Annotated in this window: 16 protein-coding genes; 9 read left to right on the top strand and 7 right to left on the bottom strand. The window is 43.9% G+C overall.

The window, feature by feature from the left end:
• Positions 1 to 4 precede the first annotated feature (4 nt).
• A complete protein-coding gene (gene uvsE, locus HOP45_RS03305) occupies positions 5 to 961 on the bottom strand; it encodes a UV DNA damage repair endonuclease UvsE (protein WP_181347485.1) in 957 nt (318 codons plus the stop codon).
• A gap of 186 nt (positions 962 to 1147) precedes the next feature.
• Here uvsE and HOP45_RS03310 point away from each other — a divergent pair, with 186 nt between their 5' ends.
• From HOP45_RS03310 to HOP45_RS03325, 4 genes are all read left to right on the top strand, one after another.
• Positions 1148 to 1528 (top strand): FAS1-like dehydratase domain-containing protein, encoded by a 381-nt coding sequence (locus tag HOP45_RS03310; protein ID WP_181347486.1) that lies wholly within the window; start codon positions 1148 to 1150, stop codon positions 1526 to 1528.
• A 126-nt stretch (positions 1529 to 1654) separates the two neighbouring features.
• Entirely contained in the window at positions 1655 to 2074 is a 420-nt protein-coding gene (locus tag HOP45_RS03315; RefSeq protein ID WP_181347487.1) for a MarR family winged helix-turn-helix transcriptional regulator, read from the top strand.
• Positions 2075 to 2183: 109 nt separating this feature from the next.
• Positions 2184 to 3776 (top strand): MDR family MFS transporter, encoded by a 1593-nt coding sequence (locus tag HOP45_RS03320; protein WP_181347488.1) that lies wholly within the window; start codon positions 2184 to 2186, stop codon positions 3774 to 3776.
• 419 nt (positions 3777 to 4195) lie between these two features.
• On the top strand, positions 4196 to 4663 hold the full coding sequence (locus tag HOP45_RS03325) for an NUDIX hydrolase (protein WP_181347489.1): 468 nt from the start codon (positions 4196 to 4198) through the stop codon (positions 4661 to 4663).
• Positions 4664 to 4677: 14 nt separating this feature from the next.
• On the opposite strand, the gene HOP45_RS03330 is transcribed toward HOP45_RS03325, so the two are convergent.
• The 3 genes from HOP45_RS03330 to HOP45_RS03340 all read right to left on the bottom strand — a co-directional run bounded on the left by HOP45_RS03330 (position 4678) and on the right by HOP45_RS03340 (position 6797).
• Complete coding sequence (locus HOP45_RS03330; protein WP_181347490.1) at positions 4678 to 5880, bottom strand: MFS transporter; 1203 nt, start codon at positions 5878 to 5880, stop codon at positions 4678 to 4680.
• Between the two features lie 290 nt (positions 5881 to 6170).
• On the bottom strand, positions 6171 to 6548 hold the full coding sequence (locus HOP45_RS03335) for a VOC family protein (RefSeq protein WP_181347491.1): 378 nt from the start codon (positions 6546 to 6548) through the stop codon (positions 6171 to 6173).
• Between the two features lie 102 nt (positions 6549 to 6650).
• A complete protein-coding gene (locus HOP45_RS03340) occupies positions 6651 to 6797 on the bottom strand; it encodes a hypothetical protein (RefSeq protein WP_181347492.1) in 147 nt (48 codons plus the stop codon).
• A 362-nt stretch (positions 6798 to 7159) separates the two neighbouring features.
• Between HOP45_RS03340 and HOP45_RS03345 the strand changes: the two genes are divergently transcribed.
• The 3 genes from HOP45_RS03345 to hutH all read left to right on the top strand — a co-directional run bounded on the left by HOP45_RS03345 (position 7160) and on the right by hutH (position 12040).
• The gene (locus HOP45_RS03345; protein WP_181347493.1) at positions 7160 to 8665 is read left to right on the top strand and encodes a helix-turn-helix domain-containing protein; all 1506 of its coding nucleotides are present in this window, start codon (positions 7160 to 7162) and stop codon (positions 8663 to 8665) included.
• 168 nt (positions 8666 to 8833) lie between these two features.
• Complete coding sequence (locus tag HOP45_RS03350; RefSeq protein ID WP_181347494.1) at positions 8834 to 10477, top strand: BCCT family transporter; 1644 nt, start codon at positions 8834 to 8836, stop codon at positions 10475 to 10477.
• A gap of 24 nt (positions 10478 to 10501) precedes the next feature.
• Positions 10502 to 12040, top strand: coding sequence for a histidine ammonia-lyase (gene hutH, locus HOP45_RS03355; RefSeq protein ID WP_181347495.1), 1539 nt, complete (start codon positions 10502 to 10504; stop codon positions 12038 to 12040).
• 73 nt (positions 12041 to 12113) lie between these two features.
• Here hutH and HOP45_RS03360 read toward each other — a convergent pair whose 3' ends face one another.
• Complete coding sequence (locus HOP45_RS03360; RefSeq protein ID WP_181347496.1) at positions 12114 to 14141, bottom strand: copper-translocating P-type ATPase; 2028 nt, start codon at positions 14139 to 14141, stop codon at positions 12114 to 12116.
• Positions 14142 to 14363: 222 nt separating this feature from the next.
• On the opposite strand from HOP45_RS03360, the gene HOP45_RS03365 reads away from it, so the two are divergent.
• Both HOP45_RS03365 and HOP45_RS03370 read left to right on the top strand, forming a co-directional pair.
• The gene (locus HOP45_RS03365) at positions 14364 to 15104 is read left to right on the top strand and encodes a Cof-type HAD-IIB family hydrolase (RefSeq protein ID WP_181347497.1); all 741 of its coding nucleotides are present in this window, start codon (positions 14364 to 14366) and stop codon (positions 15102 to 15104) included.
• 312 nt (positions 15105 to 15416) lie between these two features.
• Positions 15417 to 16766 (top strand): Glu/Leu/Phe/Val family dehydrogenase, encoded by a 1350-nt coding sequence (locus HOP45_RS03370; protein WP_181347498.1) that lies wholly within the window; start codon positions 15417 to 15419, stop codon positions 16764 to 16766.
• A 71-nt stretch (positions 16767 to 16837) separates the two neighbouring features.
• Here HOP45_RS03370 and HOP45_RS03375 read toward each other — a convergent pair whose 3' ends face one another.
• Both HOP45_RS03375 and HOP45_RS03380 read right to left on the bottom strand, forming a co-directional pair.
• A complete protein-coding gene (locus tag HOP45_RS03375) occupies positions 16838 to 18289 on the bottom strand; it encodes an aldehyde dehydrogenase family protein (protein ID WP_181347499.1) in 1452 nt (483 codons plus the stop codon).
• Between the two features lie 10 nt (positions 18290 to 18299).
• Positions 18300 to 19931 carry an acetolactate synthase large subunit gene (locus HOP45_RS03380; protein WP_181347500.1) on the bottom strand — a complete coding sequence of 544 codons (1632 nt, stop codon included), beginning with the start codon at positions 19929 to 19931 and terminating at the stop codon, positions 18300 to 18302.
• Positions 19932 to 20070 lie beyond the last annotated feature (139 nt).

Below are 20070 nucleotides of genomic sequence, written 5' to 3' on the forward strand. Positions count from 1 at the left end.
ACGATCACCATATGATTGATGCGCCTCCGATACGCTTCACCCCTCGTATGGCAGCAACATCCTCGACAAACTGTAAGGCAGCTTTGTCTTTTTGTTTAGCCTCAATCATCACATCTACATCTTGATCGATCGCTTTCAATTGCTTCAAAAAAGGTTTCGCGAATTCTACGTCGACATAATCGGCATGGCTTCTGAATTGCTGTTCAGATTTAGGTGATGAGATGTGGACCTTTGGGGGCCACGGATGATTTTGCCACGTCTGGAAAATTCGAGGGAGCAGCTCTTCTAGCGACTCTTCGGAATCACGATTAGCCCAGTAGTGATGATAATCAAACATCATGGCGATTCCTTCTCGTTCACAAATTTCCAATGTCTCGGTCGCTGTATATGTTTTATCATCATTTTCCAACGTCATTTGCTGCTTGACCGGCTTTGAAAGTTGTTTGAGATTGGCATGAAAACGGTCAATTGCCGCTGATTTATTGCCATACGCACCGCCGACGTGCAGATTGATAGCCGCCTGTTTTTCTAACCCCATTGCTTCTAGCACGGCGTAGTGATAGTTCATATCATGCACAGCATTCCCTGAAACATGTGCTTTATCACTGGTAAACAGGGTGAACTGATTTGGATGAAAGCTCGTCCGTAAACCGTGTTCCTTAACCAGGTCCCCGATTGTAAGGTACAAATCTTGAAAAGGCGTGATATAGTCCCAATCAACCTCTTGGTGGGTGGCAAGCGGGACCAAAGAGGAGGAAAACCGGTATAATTCAATTTCCTGGGCAATATTGTGATGCAAGGCACGTATGGTATGTTCTAAATTGGTACGCGTGATACGATTTAAATCTTCAAGACGCTGCTCGGGGTCAAGCTGGTTCCAGCGCGAAAATGTCATGGTTTTGGAAGGCGTGGCGTTCCATAGCATAAGGGGATGGGCCACATAACCGAATCGTAATCTCATTATTATGTCTCCTTTAATGATAGAGCTGCTTAAGTATGTTCCCCAAATAATCAATCTGTAACGCATTATTTTAACAGATAAGAGGCAGGGAATTCTTTAGACATGGAGAATTGAAAAAGTGGAGCTTAGATTGTGCAACCATAAAATGAATGAACAATCACCCATTAATAGAGGGGAGCATTAACCATGAATATTTCAGTTGGAGATGTTTTGACATGGAAACGAACATTTAATGAAGAAGAAACCTTGCAATTTGCAGAACTCTCAGGTGATCAAGGCAGACATCATATGGAACGCGATGAAAAGGGAAGGTTGATGGTCCACGGCCTCTTTACCGCTAGTATCGGCACAAAAATTGGTGGTGATTTGAATTACATTGCCAAGGAGATGGTAAGCGAATATATCAGACCTGTGTTTACTGGAGACACAATTACGTGTGAGGTGACCATTACACAAGTTGAACAAAAGAAAGGCTTTAAAGAAGTCGCAATGAGCTCCGTGTACCGTAATCAACATGATAAAGACGTGCTGATCGGGTCCAGTCACGGCATCATACGTGAATCATGATCATCCAAACAAACCAACATCATTTAAACGTTGGTTTGTTTTTTTGTGGGGAACTTTAACTTGCGAAAATAGTTAACCAGGTGTAATATTTAGTAAGTGATATAAATGGGTAAGGAGAGATCTTTGTTGCAGGATAATGAAAAAGTAAAGCTGATTTCAGAGCTGGAAGGATCGATGCGCTCATTCATTAGAGGGTTCAGGCGAGATCTGAATGATATGTTAGGTGATGGTTTTACTAGCAGTGAATACTCTTTTTTAAGAGCCATCAAAGAATCTAATACACAAAATATATCAACGCTAGCCTCGCTGTTAGGGGTGTCAAACAGTCATGCGACGTCCGTTACAGATCGACTCGTAGACAAACAGCTGGTCACGAGAAAGCGCTCGGACAAGGATCGCAGAGTTGTTGTGCTTGACCTGACTCCTGAGGGAGAGGAAACATATCAAAAGCTTGAAACGAGGCGGACAGAATTTATCCGGAATCGATTTGAGCATCTGACAAAAGAAGAATTACAAGAACTTATTCGCATTTTTAATACGATTTAAAGAGTACGGACGCTCAAGTGGGGCAGAAGCGCCCAAATAGAGGGTGTAATCGCCCAAACAGAGTTAGAGACCGCCCAAGGCAATCAAAATTATAAAGGATGAAACATTCATGGAGCATCTTGAACATAAACAAAAAGTGGTCATCATGATCGCTATTATGGCGGCTATGCTGTTTGCTGCATTAAATCAAACCATTGTTGGCACGGCCTTACCGGTTATCGTAGCTGATATTGGCGGCATGGATTATTTCAGCTGGGTGTTTACGATTTACATGCTAGCTTCTAGTTTAACAGCGCTGCTTGTCGGAAAACTATCAGACTCTTACGGCCGGAAGCCTTTCATTTTGACAGGGATCGGCATTTTTATTGTGGCTTCTTTTCTAGCTGGTACGTCTGAAACGATTTATCAACTCATCGCTTATCGATGTATCCAAGGTTTCGGCGGCGGGATGATCATCTCAACTGCCTTTACAGCCATCGGGGACCTGTTCCCGCCTCGTGAACGAGGACGCTGGCAAGGGATGATGGGCTCGGTATTCGGTTTAGCGAGTGTCTTCGGGCCGACACTCGGAGGGTATATTGTTGATACGTGGCAATGGAACTGGGTTTTCTGGGTGTTTTTGCCGTTCGGATTAGTCGCATTTATGATGATTTTAAAAATGTTTCCGAATGTAAAACCCGAGCATAACCAAGCGGTGGATTATGTAGGGGCCATCATTTTGGCATTGTCAATTGCACCTCTATTATTGGCGTTTTCTTGGGCTGGCAATACGTTTGCCTGGGGTTCGTCTGTGATTATCGGTTTACTGATATGGTCGTTGGTGACGCTGAGTGTTTTCCTATTCATTGAAACCAGGGCTGAGAACCCGATTATTCCCCTGCATTTATTTAAAAACAGTGTCTTCACGATATCTAATGTTACCGGCCTCTTGATGGGAATGGGGATGTTTGGGGCCATCATGTATATGCCCTTTTTCATTCAAGGTGTACTGGGGATTTCGGCTACGAAGACGGGATTCATCATGATGTCTATGATGTTAAGTATGGTTGTCACGAGCACCATTGGCGGTCAGCTCATTACGAAAACCGGCCGGTATAAAGTATTTGCCATAGCAGGCTTAGGTATTATGGGTATCGGGATGTTTTCAATGTCGCTCATGACAGTAGACACGACGATACTTGGCGCTATTCGAAATCTAGTGATGATTGGTCTGGGGCTCGGACTCAGTTTTCCCGTCTTAACCTTAACCGTGCAAAATGCTGTAGATTACGAGTATTTAGGGGTTTCCACGTCGGCTTCACAATTTTTCCGGCAGGCTGGCGGTACAATAGGCGTGTCCCTCATGGGTACCATTATGAATATCATCATGGCTGACGAAATGACTACGATGGCCAGTAGCTCCGATGCTCCTGCTAATCTAGGAAATACGCAAGCGATGGATGATCCGCAGGTCCTTATGGATCCAGATAAAATCAGCCAAGTAAAGGAAAGTGTCCCCGAGCAGATGCTGCCTGCCTTCAATGAGACGCTTGCCGGAATGAGAGAAATACTGAGCCATGCATTGAGCGGGTCGTTTGTATTTGGCACGATTATATTAGCTTCAGCGTTTATTCTTATCTTCTTTCTCAAGGAGATTCCACTTCGGATGAGCAACCAAACGAAAGAAAACAAGCCAGCCAACGAAGAAAAATTAAGCTCATAATTAGAACAAAGAGCGCATCTTAGAAAATATAATAAATAAAGACGAACGCTTGGGTTTTACATCCAAGCGTTTTGTTATAGCGAAAACTTCGTCGGTTCGGACTGTCGCCCCAGCAGATATCAGTCTAAATTTCAATATATCGGTCGGCCAGCTGATATATCGGTAAAACAGCCAGACATATCGGTCAAATCAGCGCATATATCGGTCCGCCGCAGAATATATCAGTCGCACTACCAGATATCAGTCTAAACCTCAATATATCGGTCTGTCTGTTGATATATCAGTCGAACAGCCAAAGATATCGGTCAAGCTCACGCATATATCGGTCCATCACAAAAAATTGGAAATATTACATTGATTTATGCAAGAAAGTTTTGTACGATTAGAAGCTCGACTTTAATCTGGAAGGGGAGCTCAAAATGGACGTGGTATTTGAAAAGGGTTCGATGGTATTTAACTATCGGGTGGCTGCTGTTTGGGTAGAGGGCGGGCATGTGCTGCTACATAAACAAAAGCATGATGAACAATGGGCGCTTCCGGGCGGCCGTGTCGCGACAGGCGAGACTTCAGCCGACGCGATCGTTCGAGAGATGGCAGAAGAACTCAATGCTCACGTGACAGTAGAACACATGCCCTGGGTGGTAGAAAATTTCTTTTGTTACGATCAAAAAAACTACCATGAGCTGGGCATTTATTATACGGTTACTTCACCGGAACCACCAGGTCTGTGGCATGCAGGTCCATTCGCAGGGGAGGAAGGCGAGCATCTCGTCTATCAATGGGTGCCGCTCAGGGATCTTAACAGCCTCAGGATAGAGCCTGCCTTTTTAACGGAAGGGTTGCAACATATCCCAAATGCGACCCATCATTTAGTTGTGGGGCGCTGAACCACGCTGCAATCTCACGTGTGAGAAAGAACCTGCTCCTCTTGCTGTTCGATATGATTAAGCTGATAGGTGCAGAAAAACGTGAACGCCAGGATGACGAGGGAGCCCCCGATGACACCTGGCCATTGGAAGAGATTCCATAGCCAGCCGTAATAGAAGCTCCCCAAGCTTCCTCCGAGGTAATAAGAAGTAAGGTAAAGTCCGTTAGCGCTGGCTTTGGCATAGGTGGCATGGCGCGTCACCCAGGAGCTTGATGTCGAATGAGCAAAGAAAAAGCCAAAGCTCAGCAGCAATAAGGCGCCAAAGATAATGGGAAATGAGGGGATCAGCGTCACAACTAAACTGACGGCCATCATGATGATACCGGCATATAAACAGCGTGTTTGCGGCCATTTTTGTGACGCTTTCCCGGCCAGCGTAGAACTGACAGTGCCGGCCAGGTAGGTAATAAATAACATGCCCAAGACAGACGTGGACACGGAAAAAGGTGGATCACTTAATAAGTACGTAATAAAATTAAAGACACCAATGAACACAAAAAAATGAAAACCACCGATAAGATAAGCGTAACGCATCGTGCGATCTTTAAGTAAATGCTTTTGATCAGCCATCAGTGTTTTGAAAGCTAATGGTTTGGCCTCGAAATGGCGGGAAACGGGGAGAGCTACATACACGGTAATGACAAGTAGGAGACTGATCACGCCAATGATGACAAAGGCAATGCGCCAATTAAATAAGTCGGTAAGCACGCCGCTCATTAAACGACCGCCCATTCCCCCGAGGCTGTTAGCGCTGATGTAAATGCCCACCGCCATGGTAATCGCGCGCCCGATGAATTCTTCACTGAAATAAGCCATTGCAGCTGTAGGTACGCCAGCAAACGCGACAGCTTGAATAACGCGAAAAACGAGGATCATCTCGAAGTTTGGTGCTGCGGCAATAGCAAACGTAGCTACGGTCCCCACACTCATCGTAATCATAAGGACATTTTTACGTCCGTAGCGATCGGAAATGGCACTGTAAATAAAAAAACTGCACCCTAGCGAAAGAAGGGCGAGTGAAATAAGCATACTCGAGGTAACTGGTGATATATCGAACTTTGATGAAAAAAGTGGCAGCAACGGTTGAGGATAGTAAAGGTTCGAGAAAATAAGAAATGATGCCAATCCCAATGCAATCGTTGCCCGCCAGAATAAAGGTGTTTTCAAATCGATCATGAGCAGGTACCTTCTTTCGTGCGAATGATGATTATCACTCTAACATAGTGAAGTACCTTAGATAAATAAAGCTGTTTTGTGCAGGAGAGGCCCAGTTTAGTAGATTTTCCATCACTTAATTTTATCCATTATTTTCCATGCAAATCGATGACCAATCATCGACATCAATTCTGTCATAATGAAGCTAATGGTGAAGAAAATTTCCGGGGAAATGATAGCGAGAAAATTAATAATCTGAAAAAACCTATCTGTTTACTTATACAGCTGCAGACAGACCTTTTTGCTCATGATCAAACGGACACTTCACTCATCAGCGCGTGTGTGTTCTGTTCAGAGTCTTTAAAAAAAGTCATCCATGTTTCGATTTGCTCTCGTTCTGCAACAAGATGCGGCTTATCTAGGAAGTGCACATTTTGCTCAAGCAATTCTTGATGAACACGGTTGATATCAGCAACTTGAAAATAAACAATAGAGCTTTGATGCTCAAATTCCGTCTTTTCCGGGAGGCTCAACAACAGTCTAATTCCACCGCATGCAAAAAAAGCCATGCGTTCAGTATGAAACAGTAAAGGTAAATTCAAGACATCTCTGTAAAACGAAATAGCTCGTGTTATATCAGTGACAGGGATTCCGATTTGACCGACACCCTGAAGCTCATATTCTGGCATTACAGTCACTCCTTATCGTATATAAAGGTTTACCCCTAGTATATACGACAAGTAAAATAAAAAAACCTCGCCAGCATTAAGGCGAGGTTTTAATTATGGAAATTATTTCTTGTTGAAAAAATCTAAGAAAAAGTCAATAAATGCCTGGAACATCGCAAAGGTTTGGAAAGTAACCAAGCTAAATGCGGTGATAGAAAAGAAGGCAATAAATAGAAATCTTATTAAATGGACAGAGTGTAACCAAGCCATTTCAATTCCTCCTTATTGTTTCAAAATCACATATGTGATGTATATTCAATCATACGCTTCTGAAATGAATTTTCAACACATTTTATTCAATGAACAGGAAATTAATAAAACATGGTCATGAGGCCTTCCAGCAATTGAAACGGTACGTCAATTCGGGCGACAAATAATGTAACCCTGCTCTAATTCAGATTTGGATTTGCCTGAGGTCCATGTGTTAACGTCTCCTTTCTTGTCTGAACCTTCATACTTGTACATTTCGAAGTGTTTCTACTATAAATTATACCTTCATTCTTTCAATTCGTGTATGATTGCCTTTACTATTATAGAATAAACAAAAATGAATTCAAAGGTGGTGCAACAGGATGAGCAGCATTCTCATTGCTGACCGGGACGATACAGAGCGAAAGGGAATAAGATGGTTAATTCAATCTTATCCGAATAAGTTTGAGGTATTCTATGAAGCCAGCAATGTGGGGGAATTAATTCATCTAGTAGAAAATAAAAAGCCGCAGGTGGTATGTTTAGAACTTGAGATGGTTCCGGCTGATTATATGCTGGAATTACAAACACTGTTTATTAATAATGGTCAAACAATAATTTGTACGACAGCTGAAGCAATTTTTGAACGAGCTGTTCAAGCGATGGATTTGTTTAGCGTGTCTTTATTGATTAAACCCGTTTCTCCTGAACAATTAAAGCGTAACCTTCTTCATGCCTCACAAAAAACGTGGATGGATACCGAGGTTCCTAAAGAAGAAACACACTTTCTATCCAATTTTTCTCATGAGTCATTTTTTATTCAAACATCCTCGGAGGTTGAAGACTATGCCTTATTCTTAATAAGACCGGAAAACCCAATTATGTTGCATTCTCTTTTTGAATGGGTTCAGGACTTTTCATTTTCCTATTTTTCCTGTCGGTTTGCCTTGCAAGAACAAGTAGCATGTTTGCTGAAATTTCCTAGAGAGAATAGACATGAATTATTGCAGCATGAGGGAAATCGCTTATTACATTGGTGGGGTCAGGTTTTTTCCAACTATCGTATAAATTTAGCCGTTCATCCGGGGTCTGATCACAACGAAGGATTGCAGCACATGTATCAAGAAACGAACGAGCTGTTTCAGCGGAGTTTTTTTAAAGGGTACCATCAGATATTTTGGGCTCATACGAGCGATGCCTTTTACACAATTGACCCCTTCTTGACCCCTGAAGAGCAACGGGACTGGATGGAGATGTTAGAAGGCGGAGAGATAGAGAAAATTAAAAGCTGGATGTACCAATCATTCCAGCATAGTTCTCCTCCTTTCCCTGATCCGGAATTACTGCGGATACGACTAACGAGCATCCTTGCTCAAATCAGACGTTTTATGTATACGTATAAACTTAATATCGACCAAGAATATGAGCTTGCTTATCATAATGTGTTTCAAACGATCATTCATCAACAGGTTTTGTTTCCAATTGTCCAAGAAATGATTCTATTTATAATCAAAACAATTAATGGTGCTAAACACAAAGTATTCAGATCAACTGATAATGTCGCGAGGGCCATCAGCTACTTAAAAAGTCATTATTTACAGCAAGGCCTTAAACTAAAAGATGTAGCTGAATCAATTGAAATAAGTCCAAGTTATTTGAGTGTATTATTCACCGAAAATTATGGAAGGTCGTTTCGAGAGGTTTTATCGGATATCAGATTGAATGAAAGTAAACGGTTATTGAAGGAAACAAACCAAACAATTAAAGAAATTACAGAGGAAATTGGTTACAGCGACGCTAATTATTTCAGTCGTTTGTTTCATAAAAAGGAAGGGTTACCGCCCAGGCAATTCCGTAGACAGTTCTCCATAAAACACAATAAAAAGTAAGAGACCGCAAGAAATACAAGATTTTCATCTTACTTTTTGTGGACTTATTATGCTATCAGTTCAAAATAAAAGGTATTTAAACATTTACCTCCTATTTTTTCAGAAAATTCAAACTTAAAATGAACTTACAAATTTACAAACGGTTTGAAATAAATAAGGAGGAAAATGATGTCTGAAGAAAAGACGATACGTTGGTCGGTGTTTACGCCCATTTCAATATTGCTTGTTGTAACCGTTATCATTGGTGTGATTTGGCCAAATTCGTTTTACCAATTACAAACAGGAGTTGTAGATTTTGCTTTCAACAATTTTGGCTGGTTATTTAATTTAACTGTTTTATTGTTAATTTTTGTTTGTTTATTTCTCGGGTTTTCCAAATTTGGCCATATAAAGTTTGGCGGTAGTGAGGCTGAGCCATTCATTACTAAATGGAGCTGGTTCGCCATCTCTTTAACTGCTGGGATTGGTGTAGGGATCCTATTTTGGGGGCTAGCTGAACCTATAACGCATTTTAGTGCGCCTCCTGAAGCGTTGGGCATTGAACCTGGTACGGAAGAGGCTGCGACCTTTTCACTAGCCTCAAGTTTAGCGCATTGGACATTAGCTCCTTACGCCATATATGTCATTGGTGGTATTGCGGTTGCCTATGCTCATTATAATTTGAAGCTTCCATACAGCATAAGTTCGACTCTCTATCCGTTGATCGGACGTCATGCGTTTGGTCCTGTTGGTACGTTAGTAGATATTTTGTGCATTTTTGGAATTGCAGGAGGAATGGCTGCGGTCCTCGGGGAAGGCGTGCTCCAGCTAGGAAGTGGAATTGGTTATTTGTCCAATATAAACAGCGGTACAGTATTGTGGACCATTCTTGTCATCGTGATAACATTTACTTACATTATTTCAAGTTCAACTGGTTTACGGCGCGGGATTAAATTTCTAGCTGATCAAAATACCAAAATATTTTTGTTTCTGCTCGTTTTTGTTTTTATTGCAGGTCCGACAGTTTTCATATTGAATATTGGCACACAAAGCACGGGTGTTTTTTTCAGTAATTTCACTGAACGGTTTTTGTGGAACAGTTCGATGGAAGGTTCGGATTGGCCGAGGTGGTGGCCTTTATTTCATTGGTCCATATGGCTTGCCTACGCGCCGGTAGTCGGTATGTTTCTAGCGCGCCTTGCTTACGGGCGCACGATTCGTCAATTTGTCTTGTTTAACTTATTACTCCCGGCAGGTTTTGGTATGCTGTGGTTTTGGGTGTTTGGCGGGGCTTCCATATTTTTCGAATGGCAAGGGGATAGTCAATTTTGGAATATGATTGACACCCAAGAGGGTGGTCTTGAATTATCTCTGTTTGTCTTCTTAGAGTCCCTGCCGTTTACGCTCATTATTAGCATTCTAATGCTTATTTCTATTTTTATATCATTTACGACGTTAGCGGATTCTTTGACGACTACTGTCTCCTCCTTAACCACGAAGGGGAATACGTATCAAAATCCAGAGCCACCTACGAAAATTAAAATTTACTGGGGTTCATTGCTGGGGATTATGGCGTTATTGACAATCACCTCGGGAACGGGTGGCGAAATATCCGGCGTTGATGCTGTGAAACAGATGGCTACAGTGGCAGGTTTCCCTATCCTGTTTTTTGTCATTACGCAAGTTTTTGCCACCTTGAAAGGAGTTAATCAACAAACTTCATTTGACCGTGCCAATTATCCTGAAACAGCGAAGATTGAGGATCCCGGGAAACTTGAAATGGATTATGATAGTTTGAATGCCCAGACGTCCAAGGAAAAAAGCGGCTCATAAAACCAGTAAAGCGAGGGAGCATTCATGGAGCAAATTGTATTAAATCAAAATATGGAAGTAACGATAGCGGACATTGTCGATATTGCCAGGCATAGAAAACAGCTCGTCTTATCTTCTGAATTGCAAGCGCAAATTAGCGCCCAACGACTGGCATTAGAAGATGCTATCGCAAATACGGAACGACCGATATATGGAGTGAACACAGGGGTCGGTGAAAATAGTGAAATTGCTGTGTCAAGAGAGGATGCAAAAGCCTTACAATACAATATTATTGTCAGTCATGCATGCGGGGTAGGGCCTTCTCTATCCATCGAACACGTGCGGGCAACTATGGTGATGATGATTCTTAACCTATCGTCAGGGCATTCCGGAATTAGATTGGAGACATTGAATACACTGGTGAAGTTATTAAATCAAAGCGTGCATCCTGTCGTTCCTAAAGAAGGGTCAGTGGGTTATTTATCGCATCAAGCTCATATTTCTTTGCTGCTCATTGGCAAAGGGGAAGCTTATGTTGACGGTCGCACGTTGACAGGGGAAGAGGTCAACAAGGAACTTCAGCTTTCTCCTCTTGAGTTAGGCGAGAAAGAAGGATTATCTTTGATAAATGGGACGACCGATATGACGGGGGTTGCAGCGCTTGCTCTACATGATGCTGAGCATCTCCTGAAATCAGCTGATATTATTTCCATGATGACGTTTGAAGCCTTGAAATGTAATCGCAAGGCTTACGACAGGCGAATCAGCCGCGTTAAACCACATAAAGGACAGCACCACACGATTGAAAACATCCATCAGCTGTTGAGGGATAGTAAGACAGCTTCGGAATATGTTGATTATCGTACACAGGATGCGCTTAGTATTCGATCTATTCCCCAGGTACATGGTTCGGTAAAAGATGCTTGGCGTTATTGTAAAGAAGTGGTGGAAACGGAAATCAATTCAGCAACTGATAATCCGCTCATATTTTTTGAAGATGGAGAGGTAGAAGATAACGTTTTATCATCAGCAAACCCGCACGGTGAACCCATGGCATTAGCGATGGATTTTTTAGCTATTGCCATGGCTGAACTAGCTAACATATCGGAGCGTCGCATCTTCCGTTTAGTGTCTCCCCAATATAGTGAACTTCCAGGGAATTTAATCAACGATAATGGAGTGAATACAGGATTGATGATACCTCAATACGTTGCAGCATCACTGGTTTCAGACAACAAGGTGCATGCTCATCCATCCTCTGTCGATTCGATTATGACATCAGGCGGACAGGAGGATCATGTCAGCATGGGGACCTCAGCAACCTTTAATGCAGCCAAAGTCATCGGTAACGCCATGGAAGTTATTGGAATTGAATGGCTTTCAGCCGCTCAAGCGCTTGATTTTCAGAAACCGGCTCATAGTGGTAAAGGTACCAAAGCGGCGCATGACTGTTTGCGTCATTATGTTTCTTATATGGACGGTGACCGTGTCTTACATAAGGACATCCAGCAGGCTAGTGCGTTGCTAAGGGCAGGCACATTAACGAAGAATGTAGAAGCTGCTTCAGGTACTTTACATTCGTAAAGCGGCATGTCTTTGAACTGAAACAAGTTAAAAATCCGGAGCAGAGTTGTTCTCTCTCCGGATTTTAGTTTGCTTAACCTTCATAGGTGAACATGCGGGCGTTGATTGCAACGATGACGGTGCTTAGCGACATGAGAATCGCACCCACGGCAGGGCTTAATACGATACCGACAGGGGATAAAATTCCGGCTGCTAGCGGCAGAGCCAGGATGTTATAGCCTGCTGCCCACCAAAGGTTTTGAATCATTTTACGATAGGTCGCTTTAGATAAATCTAAAATGTTCACGACATCGCGCGGATTGGAGTCGACTAGCACAATGTCAGCCGTTTCCATAGCAACGTCGGTTCCTGCGCCAATGGCAATGCCTAAATCGGCGTTGGCCAATGCGGGAGCGTCGTTTACGCCATCGCCTGTCATAGCAACGCGTTTGTTTTTCTGTTGTTGGATTTCTTTAATATACGCTGCTTTTTGATCGGGAAGTACTTCGGCTGTCACTTCATCCAAGTTCAGTTGCTCTCCGACCCATTGGGCGACTTTCTGATGGTCGCCGGTCAACATCCGTGCTTCGACATTCCTTTCTCGAAGGTCGGCGATAGCTTGTTTGGAATCCTCCTTGACTTGATCGGCCAGGGCCACATATCCGGCTATTGCCTCATCAATCAGCAGAAACACCACTGTTTTGCCTTGTTCACTTAACGGTTGAATCGCTGAGTTGTCAAACTCCAGGTTCTGTTCTTCAAGGTAGCCAGGGCTGACAACTTTGACCTGTTTGCCTTCAACTTCTCCTGTAATTCCTTTCCCCGTCAGGGATTCAAACGATTGTGGCTGCGGATAGCTGATGCCTTTTTCCTCAGCATAGCGAACGATGCCTTGTGCGATAGGGTGTTCAGATTGCGATTCGAGTGAAGCGGTATATTTTACAACATCTTCCTCAGTGTAGTCACCAGAGGCACTGACATCACTGACGCCGAATTCCCCCATCGTCAAGGTACCGGTTTTATCAAATACCACAGTTGTGATTTTTCTAGCTTCTTCAAAACTGGACCGTTTTCTAATTAACAGACCGCTTTGAGCGGCTAAAGTCGTTGATTTTGCGACGACTAATGGAGCGGCCAAGCCCAGAGCATGCGGGCAAGCGATAACCATGACGGTGACCGTCCGCTCGAGAGCGTAGTTGAATGATGGTCCAACCATGATCCAGATAATGAAGGTGATGAGACCTGCTCCCATGGCGACGTAAAACAGCCATTTCGCCATACGATCAGACAAGTCCTGCGTGTAGGATTTTGAATTTTGCGCTTCTCGAACTAAGTTGATGACCTGGGATAAATAACTGTCAGTGCCTGTCTTTTCAACTGAAATGGTTAATGACCCTTCGCTGTTGATCGAACCGCCGATGACTTCATCGCCTTTATTTTTTGTAACAGGAACCGATTCCCCAGTCAGCATCGATTCGTCTATTTCAGATTGCCCTTTAGTGATGGTGCCATCAGCGGGAACTTTCTCTCCGGGCTTGATCAGTACACGGTCACCCTGGTTCAAATCAGCGATATTAACGTCTTCGGTTTCATCTTGTTCATCAAGCCGATGTGCTGTGTTTGGCATGAGTTCGACGAGTTCCTCCAGAGAGGAAGAAGCACTCATGACCGAGCGCATTTCAATCCAGTGTCCGATCAGCATGACGTCAATCAGTGTTGCCAATTCCCAGAAGAAATTTCGGCCAGGCACACCGAAAATGGTCAGTGCACTGTACCCATAAGCAACGATGATCGCCATGGCTATCAACGTCATCATGCCAGGCTCTTTTTGTTTAACTTCATCGATCATTCCCGTTAGAAAGGGGCGTCCGCCATAGAAGAAGACGAAGGTGGATAATGCCAACAACAGATAAGCATCACCCGGGAACCCCCAATCGACGCCGATAAACTCCTGGATCATTGGAGATAATGCGAGAATCGGTAAAGTTAAGAGCAGGGCTATATAAAATCGTTTTTTAAAATCTTCCATCATATGGGCATGATGCTCATGATGATCATGGTCGTGGTTATGCTCATGTTCATGTTCGGAATGTTCATGATGATTGTGATTTTGGTGATTCATAATGAAACTCCTTTCGTATGAATTCGTCATTAATCTATATACCTCTATAGGGTATTTAATAAACATGGTGATTTACGCAGGGATTTAGCGTATATTTTTGAATAAAACTTATAGGGGGTATGACATATGCGCCATGTCCTTCCAGTCTTCCCCATTTCCTGCCTGTATATTGGGGCAAAGTTGTATTAAAATAGAATCAGCAATGGAGAGGACGTGGTACATATGACCAATCAAATTAAACTGATCGCTTTAGATATGGACGGCACCTTAGTTAACAACGATGGCGATGTTTCAACCGAGAATGAACAGGCGATTCAACGTGCTAAGGAAAAGGGCATGCATGTCGTGTTATGCACGGGTCGTTCGTTATCCGGTTGTCATGATATTGCCAACAACTTGGGTCGCTCTTCTTATATCGTAACCATTAATGGTGGAGAAATTTACGATCATCTATTTAACTTGGTGGAAAGAAGCCCGCTTGATCATGAACTGGTGAAACATATTATGGATATAAAAGATAAACACGGTGTTTTCTTTTGGTCGAGCACAGCCCAAGGCGTATTCAACAGTCACAACCCGTATGAACAGGCGATAGAAGAAAACGAATGGCTTAAAATCGGTTTTGATATTGAGGATGATGAGATTCGCCAGGTTGTACATGATGAATTGATCAAAAATGATGCATTAGAAATTACCAATTCCAGCCCGACTAATATAGAAGTCAATGCAGCAGGTGTCAATAAAGCTGCGGCGTTGTTAAAAGTATGTAAATGGCTGAACATCAAAATGGAGAATGTGATGGCAGTAGGCGATAGCTTGAATGATTTGGCCATGATACGAGAATCTGGCTTTGGTGTCGCAATGGACAACGCGCAAGATGTCGTGAAGCAAGAGGCTGACTGGGTGACCGTTTCGAACCAAGAACACGGTGTTGCTATTGCCATCGATCATATTCTCGATTAACGGAACTAAATGGATAAAACACATGAATCCCGTACGATTTCGCTGAAATTGTTCGGGATTTTTGTGTTGCAGTAAGGCGTGAACGGCTTCTGCTTTATGAAAGCAAAAACCACTCGTTTATTATTCACCTGATCGATTTTGCAGGCGACTTCGCTCGCTTTCTTCGCACCTTCACCTCATTTGTAAGCAACCCACTCACATTTGTAAGCAACTTTTCCATCATTATAAGCAAAATCAGGCTGCAGTCCATCTCCCCATGCATAAATCATCCCATTCTTGGCATGGTAAAAGTAGGAACAATAGAAACGAGGGATGGACGTGAAAAATAAAGATCAAAACAAGGCGGAAGCGGATATTACCACCCACGAAGCAAATCCGTATGAGATTGTCAAAGGGTTGCTGAAAGAAGCGGTAACTGCGCTTGGAATGGAAGAAAACATTTATCATATCCTGAAAAAGCCCATGAGAGTCCTGGAGCTCTCGATCCCGTTACGTAAGGATGATGGGTCGATTGAAAACTACACTGGGTATCGTTCCCAGCATATCGATATTTTAGGTCCGACTAAAGGTGGGATCCGTTTTCACCCTAACGTCAGTTTGGATGAAGTCAAGGCCCTTTCCATTTGGATGTCCTTGAAAGCGGCGATTCTCGATTTACCTTTCGGAGGAGGGAAGGGCGGCGTGATTGTTGATCCGGAGTCGTTATCAGAAAGGGAGTTGGAAAAATTAAGCCGTGCGTATATTCAAAAACTGGCCCCGTTAATCGGTCCGCAAAAAGACATTCCAGCACCTGATGTTAATACGAATCCGGAAGTGATGGGTTGGATGATTGATGAATTCGATAAAATGCGCGGCTATAATATTCCAGGTATGCTGACAGGAAAACCGATCATTATCGGCGGCTCCGAGGGGCGGTTAGCCGCTACTGGACGAGGTGTCGTGTTGATGATTCGGGAGGCAGCTAAAGTGCTGGGAATTGATTTAAGCCAGTCGACTGCTGCTATTCAAGGGTTTGGGAATGTTGGCAGCATGGCCGCCAAGTACTTAGACAAAATGGGTGTAAAGGTGGTGGCCATCACCGATGCACACGGTGGCATTTACGATGAAAATGGTCTGGATATCCCTGAGCTCATCAAGCTTCGGAAGCAAGGCGAATATGCATCAGATTATAACAATGCGTCTTCGATCACGAACGAAGAAATGTTCGGGCTGCCCGTTGATGTTCTGGTTCCGGCTGCGATTGAAAATCAAATCACGAAGGACACCGCTCCTTCGATTCAGGCAAAAATTTTAGCGGAAGCAGCGAACGGGCCAACGACGCCTGAAGGTGATGAAATTTTAGAGAAGAACGATATTTTCGTCATACCGGATATTTTATGTAATGCCGGAGGGGTGACCGTTTCCTATTTCGAATGGGTGCAAAACTCGATGAATTATTATTGGAAAGAGAAAGAGATAAACGAAAAGCTTGAAGAACAAATGATGTTCGGGTTTGAAAGTGTGTTGGCTATGCGTAAAGAAAAGCAATGCAGGATGAGGGATGCTGCGTATATGGTGGGCATTACCCATATTGTTAAAGCACTCAATGCACGAGGGTGGATCAACGATGCGGATTTAGGCGAGTTTACCGGTCACATTCAAAATGAAGTGATGGATGATTAGGTTGACGTAAACGACCAAGAAAACCGGGTATAAAATCAGAACGATTTTATACCCGGTTTTCTATTTGCGCGTTACGCGCGAGGGCGTTTATCGTTTAAATTTACCCCGATGAATTTCATGTCTGTCATGTCGTCAATCGCGTATTTAACGCCTTCCCGACCGATGCCGCTTTGCTTTACACCGCCGTAAGGATGGTTATCCTGGCGATAGGTCGAAATATCGTTGATCCAAACGCCGCCCATCTCCAGCTGGTCTGCTACACGAAGGGCACGGTTTATATCGTGTGTAAAGACGCCGGCTTGCAACCCGTATCTCGAATCATTGGCCATGGCCACGACTTCTGTCTCTGTTTCAAAAGGGACGACGGAGACGATGGGAGCAAACACTTCATCGGCGATGATTTTCATATTGTGATCAACGTTCGTCATAATGGTGGGAGAGAGCAGGGGGCCTTCTCGTTTTCCGCCGGATTTAATTGTGGCCCCTTTATCAACCGCATCCTCAATCCATTGTTTCGCTCGTTTGGCTTCGTCTTCGTCGATCATCGGACCGAATTGTGTCTTCTCATCAAGCGGGTCACCAATGACTAATGCTTCTGTTTTTCGAATGTACCCAGCCAGAAATGAGTCAAAGATGCTGTGATGCACATAGAGACGCTGAGCTGAGATGCAGACTTGTCCCGAAAATGCGAACGCGCCCTTGATCAAGTCATCGATGACGCGCTCCACTTGAATGTCTTCAAATAAAATATTAGGGGAGTTTGAGCCGAGTTCGAGCGTGACTTTTTTAAAGCCTGCTTCTTCCCGTATCTTTCGTCCCACAGGTAAACTTCCGGTAAACGTCACTTTATGAACATCTTTATGTTTCACTAGTGGACTTCCGATTTCTTCACCGCGTCCCATGAGTAGATTCAATGAGCCTTTAGGGAGCCCTGCTTCATGAAATAACATCGTGAGCCGGTGGGCAGACACGGGTGTTTTTTCTGCGGGTTTAAAAACGACCGTATTGCCTGCTGCGATTGCCGGTGCGATTTTATGCAACGATAAGTTCAGGGGAAAATTGAACGGTGTAATCGCTGCTACGACCCCAAGCGGTACATGTTTAACGAATCCGAGTCGATTTTCGCCTCCGTGCGCCGCATCCATCGGTATGACTTCTCCGCTGATATGTTTAGCGTGTTCAGCGGCAAAACGTATCACTTGGACGCCCCTGTCTACTTCTCCGCGACTGTATATTAGAGGTTTTCCGGCTTCGATTGAGATGATGCGTGCGAATTCGTCTTTACGCTCTGCTAATAAATCGGCTGCATTACGCAGGATGTCAGCGCGTTCATACGCGGGCATCGTTTTCATAGTAGAATGAAAGGTCGCATAACTGTATTGGATGGCTTCCTCCATATCTTCGACGGTTGCCAGGGCAATGTCTGCTACGTGGTCTTGATTATAGGGGTTGTAAACAGCCATGGTTTCGCGGTGGTCTTCTTTATAATCGTGTCCATTGATAATTGATCCGATTCTCATCATTTGCACGTCCTTAGCAGTCGATTTGACCTAATTTCTCAGTCAGTTTCATATTTTCGTCGTAGTCTACCGGGCAATCGATTAATATAGGTTTGTTCATTGCAATCGCTTGTTGTAAAGCTGGTTTCAACTCATCGGCTTTTTCTATCTGCATGGCTTCAAATCCGTATGATTGGGCTAATTTGATGAAGTCTGGGTTGCCGAAATCAATATAGGCAGGCCGCTGAAAATCGCGGAGCTGTTTCCATTCGATTAACCCATACCCGCCATCTCTCCAAAGCAGGATGATAATGGGAAGGTTTAAACGCACTGCCGTCTCAAGTTCTGCGCTCGTCATTTGAAAGGCGCCGTCACCACACACGGCAACAACATTTCGTTCGGGGCAGACCATTTTCGCTGCAATAGCGCCAGGCACGGCCACTCCCATTGAAGCTAATCCATTTGAAATTAAACATGTATTGGGATGGGTGGTGTGATACATGCGCGCCATCCACATCTTATGAGCTCCGACGTCCGAAATTACGATATCTTCATCGTGTAAGACGTTGCGTAAATCGGAAATGATTTTCTGAGGCTTAACCGGAAAGCCTTCATCATCAGCAGCTTCAGCTAGTTCGTTTAGCGCTTGTTTTCGAATCGACTCTACCCATTCGAGCGGATTGTCTTTTGGCTGAATGATCGCGCTGAGTTCCTTCAGGTTTTCCTTAATATCACCCACGACGTTCAGAGCGACAGGATAGTGAGAATCGGTTTCGGCATCGTCAGTATCAATGTGAAGAATGCGCGTGTTGCGATCCGGGTTCCAGTTCTCAGGGGGATACTCGGCCATATCAAAACCGACCGCTAAAATTAAATCAGAGCTCTCGAACCCGCAGGTGATATAATCGTTTCCGCCAATCCCCGCCGTCAGTAAACTGAGGTCATCTTTCCACGACAAAGCTCCTTTTCCCATAAAGGAATGAACGACTGGAATACGAGCCTGCAGCGCAAAGGTTTGCAAGGCCTCGCTCGCTTTTCCGCGTGTGATGCCATTACCGGCGAGAATAATCGGTTGGTTCGCCTCTTTAATCAGCTGGACAGCTTGCTGGAGGATTGATTCATCGGCTTGCGGTAACGCGTGAGGACTGATTGGAAGTGGCTCTGCATCAATTTCCATCCCGGCCACGTCTTCGGGCAGATCGATGTGGGTGGCGCCAGGTTTTTCTTCACTGGCTACCTGATAAGCTTTTCGGACAATCTCAGGCACGATACCAGGGGTTTTGACTTGGGCATTCCATTTTGTTACGGGTTTGTATAGTGAAATCAGGTCATAGTATTGGTGCGAAATTTTGTGCTGCCGGTTCAATCCTGCTTGTCCCGTGATTGCAATCAACGGGCATTGGTCCATATTCGCATTAGCCACACCGGTTACGAGGTTCGTGGCTCCAGGCCCCAACGTAGCTAAACACACACCCGGCTTGCCGGTTAACCGCCCGTAGGTGCCAGCCATGAAAGCTGCGCTCGTTTCGTGACGTGTCACGATAAATTCTATGGGTGAATCGAGCAAGGCGTCCATTAGATCTAAATTTTCCTCACCGGGTACTCCGAATATATACTCAACGCCTTCATGTTCAAGACATTTAACGAGTAATTCCGCAACTTTCATTTCCATCCATCCTTTATGCGAGTCATTTAGTCTATTTTGTGCCAGTTTCTGTATATTATGAGGCGCTCTATATAAAAAAGTGGTGGAATAGCGTATTTTTTCCAACCATTCAGAGCTATATCTTCAGTTTTCAATTTAA

It is taken from the genome of Thalassobacillus sp. CUG 92003 (assembly GCF_013618635.1).
Lineage (GTDB): Bacteria > Bacillota > Bacilli > Bacillales > Halobacillaceae > CUG-92003.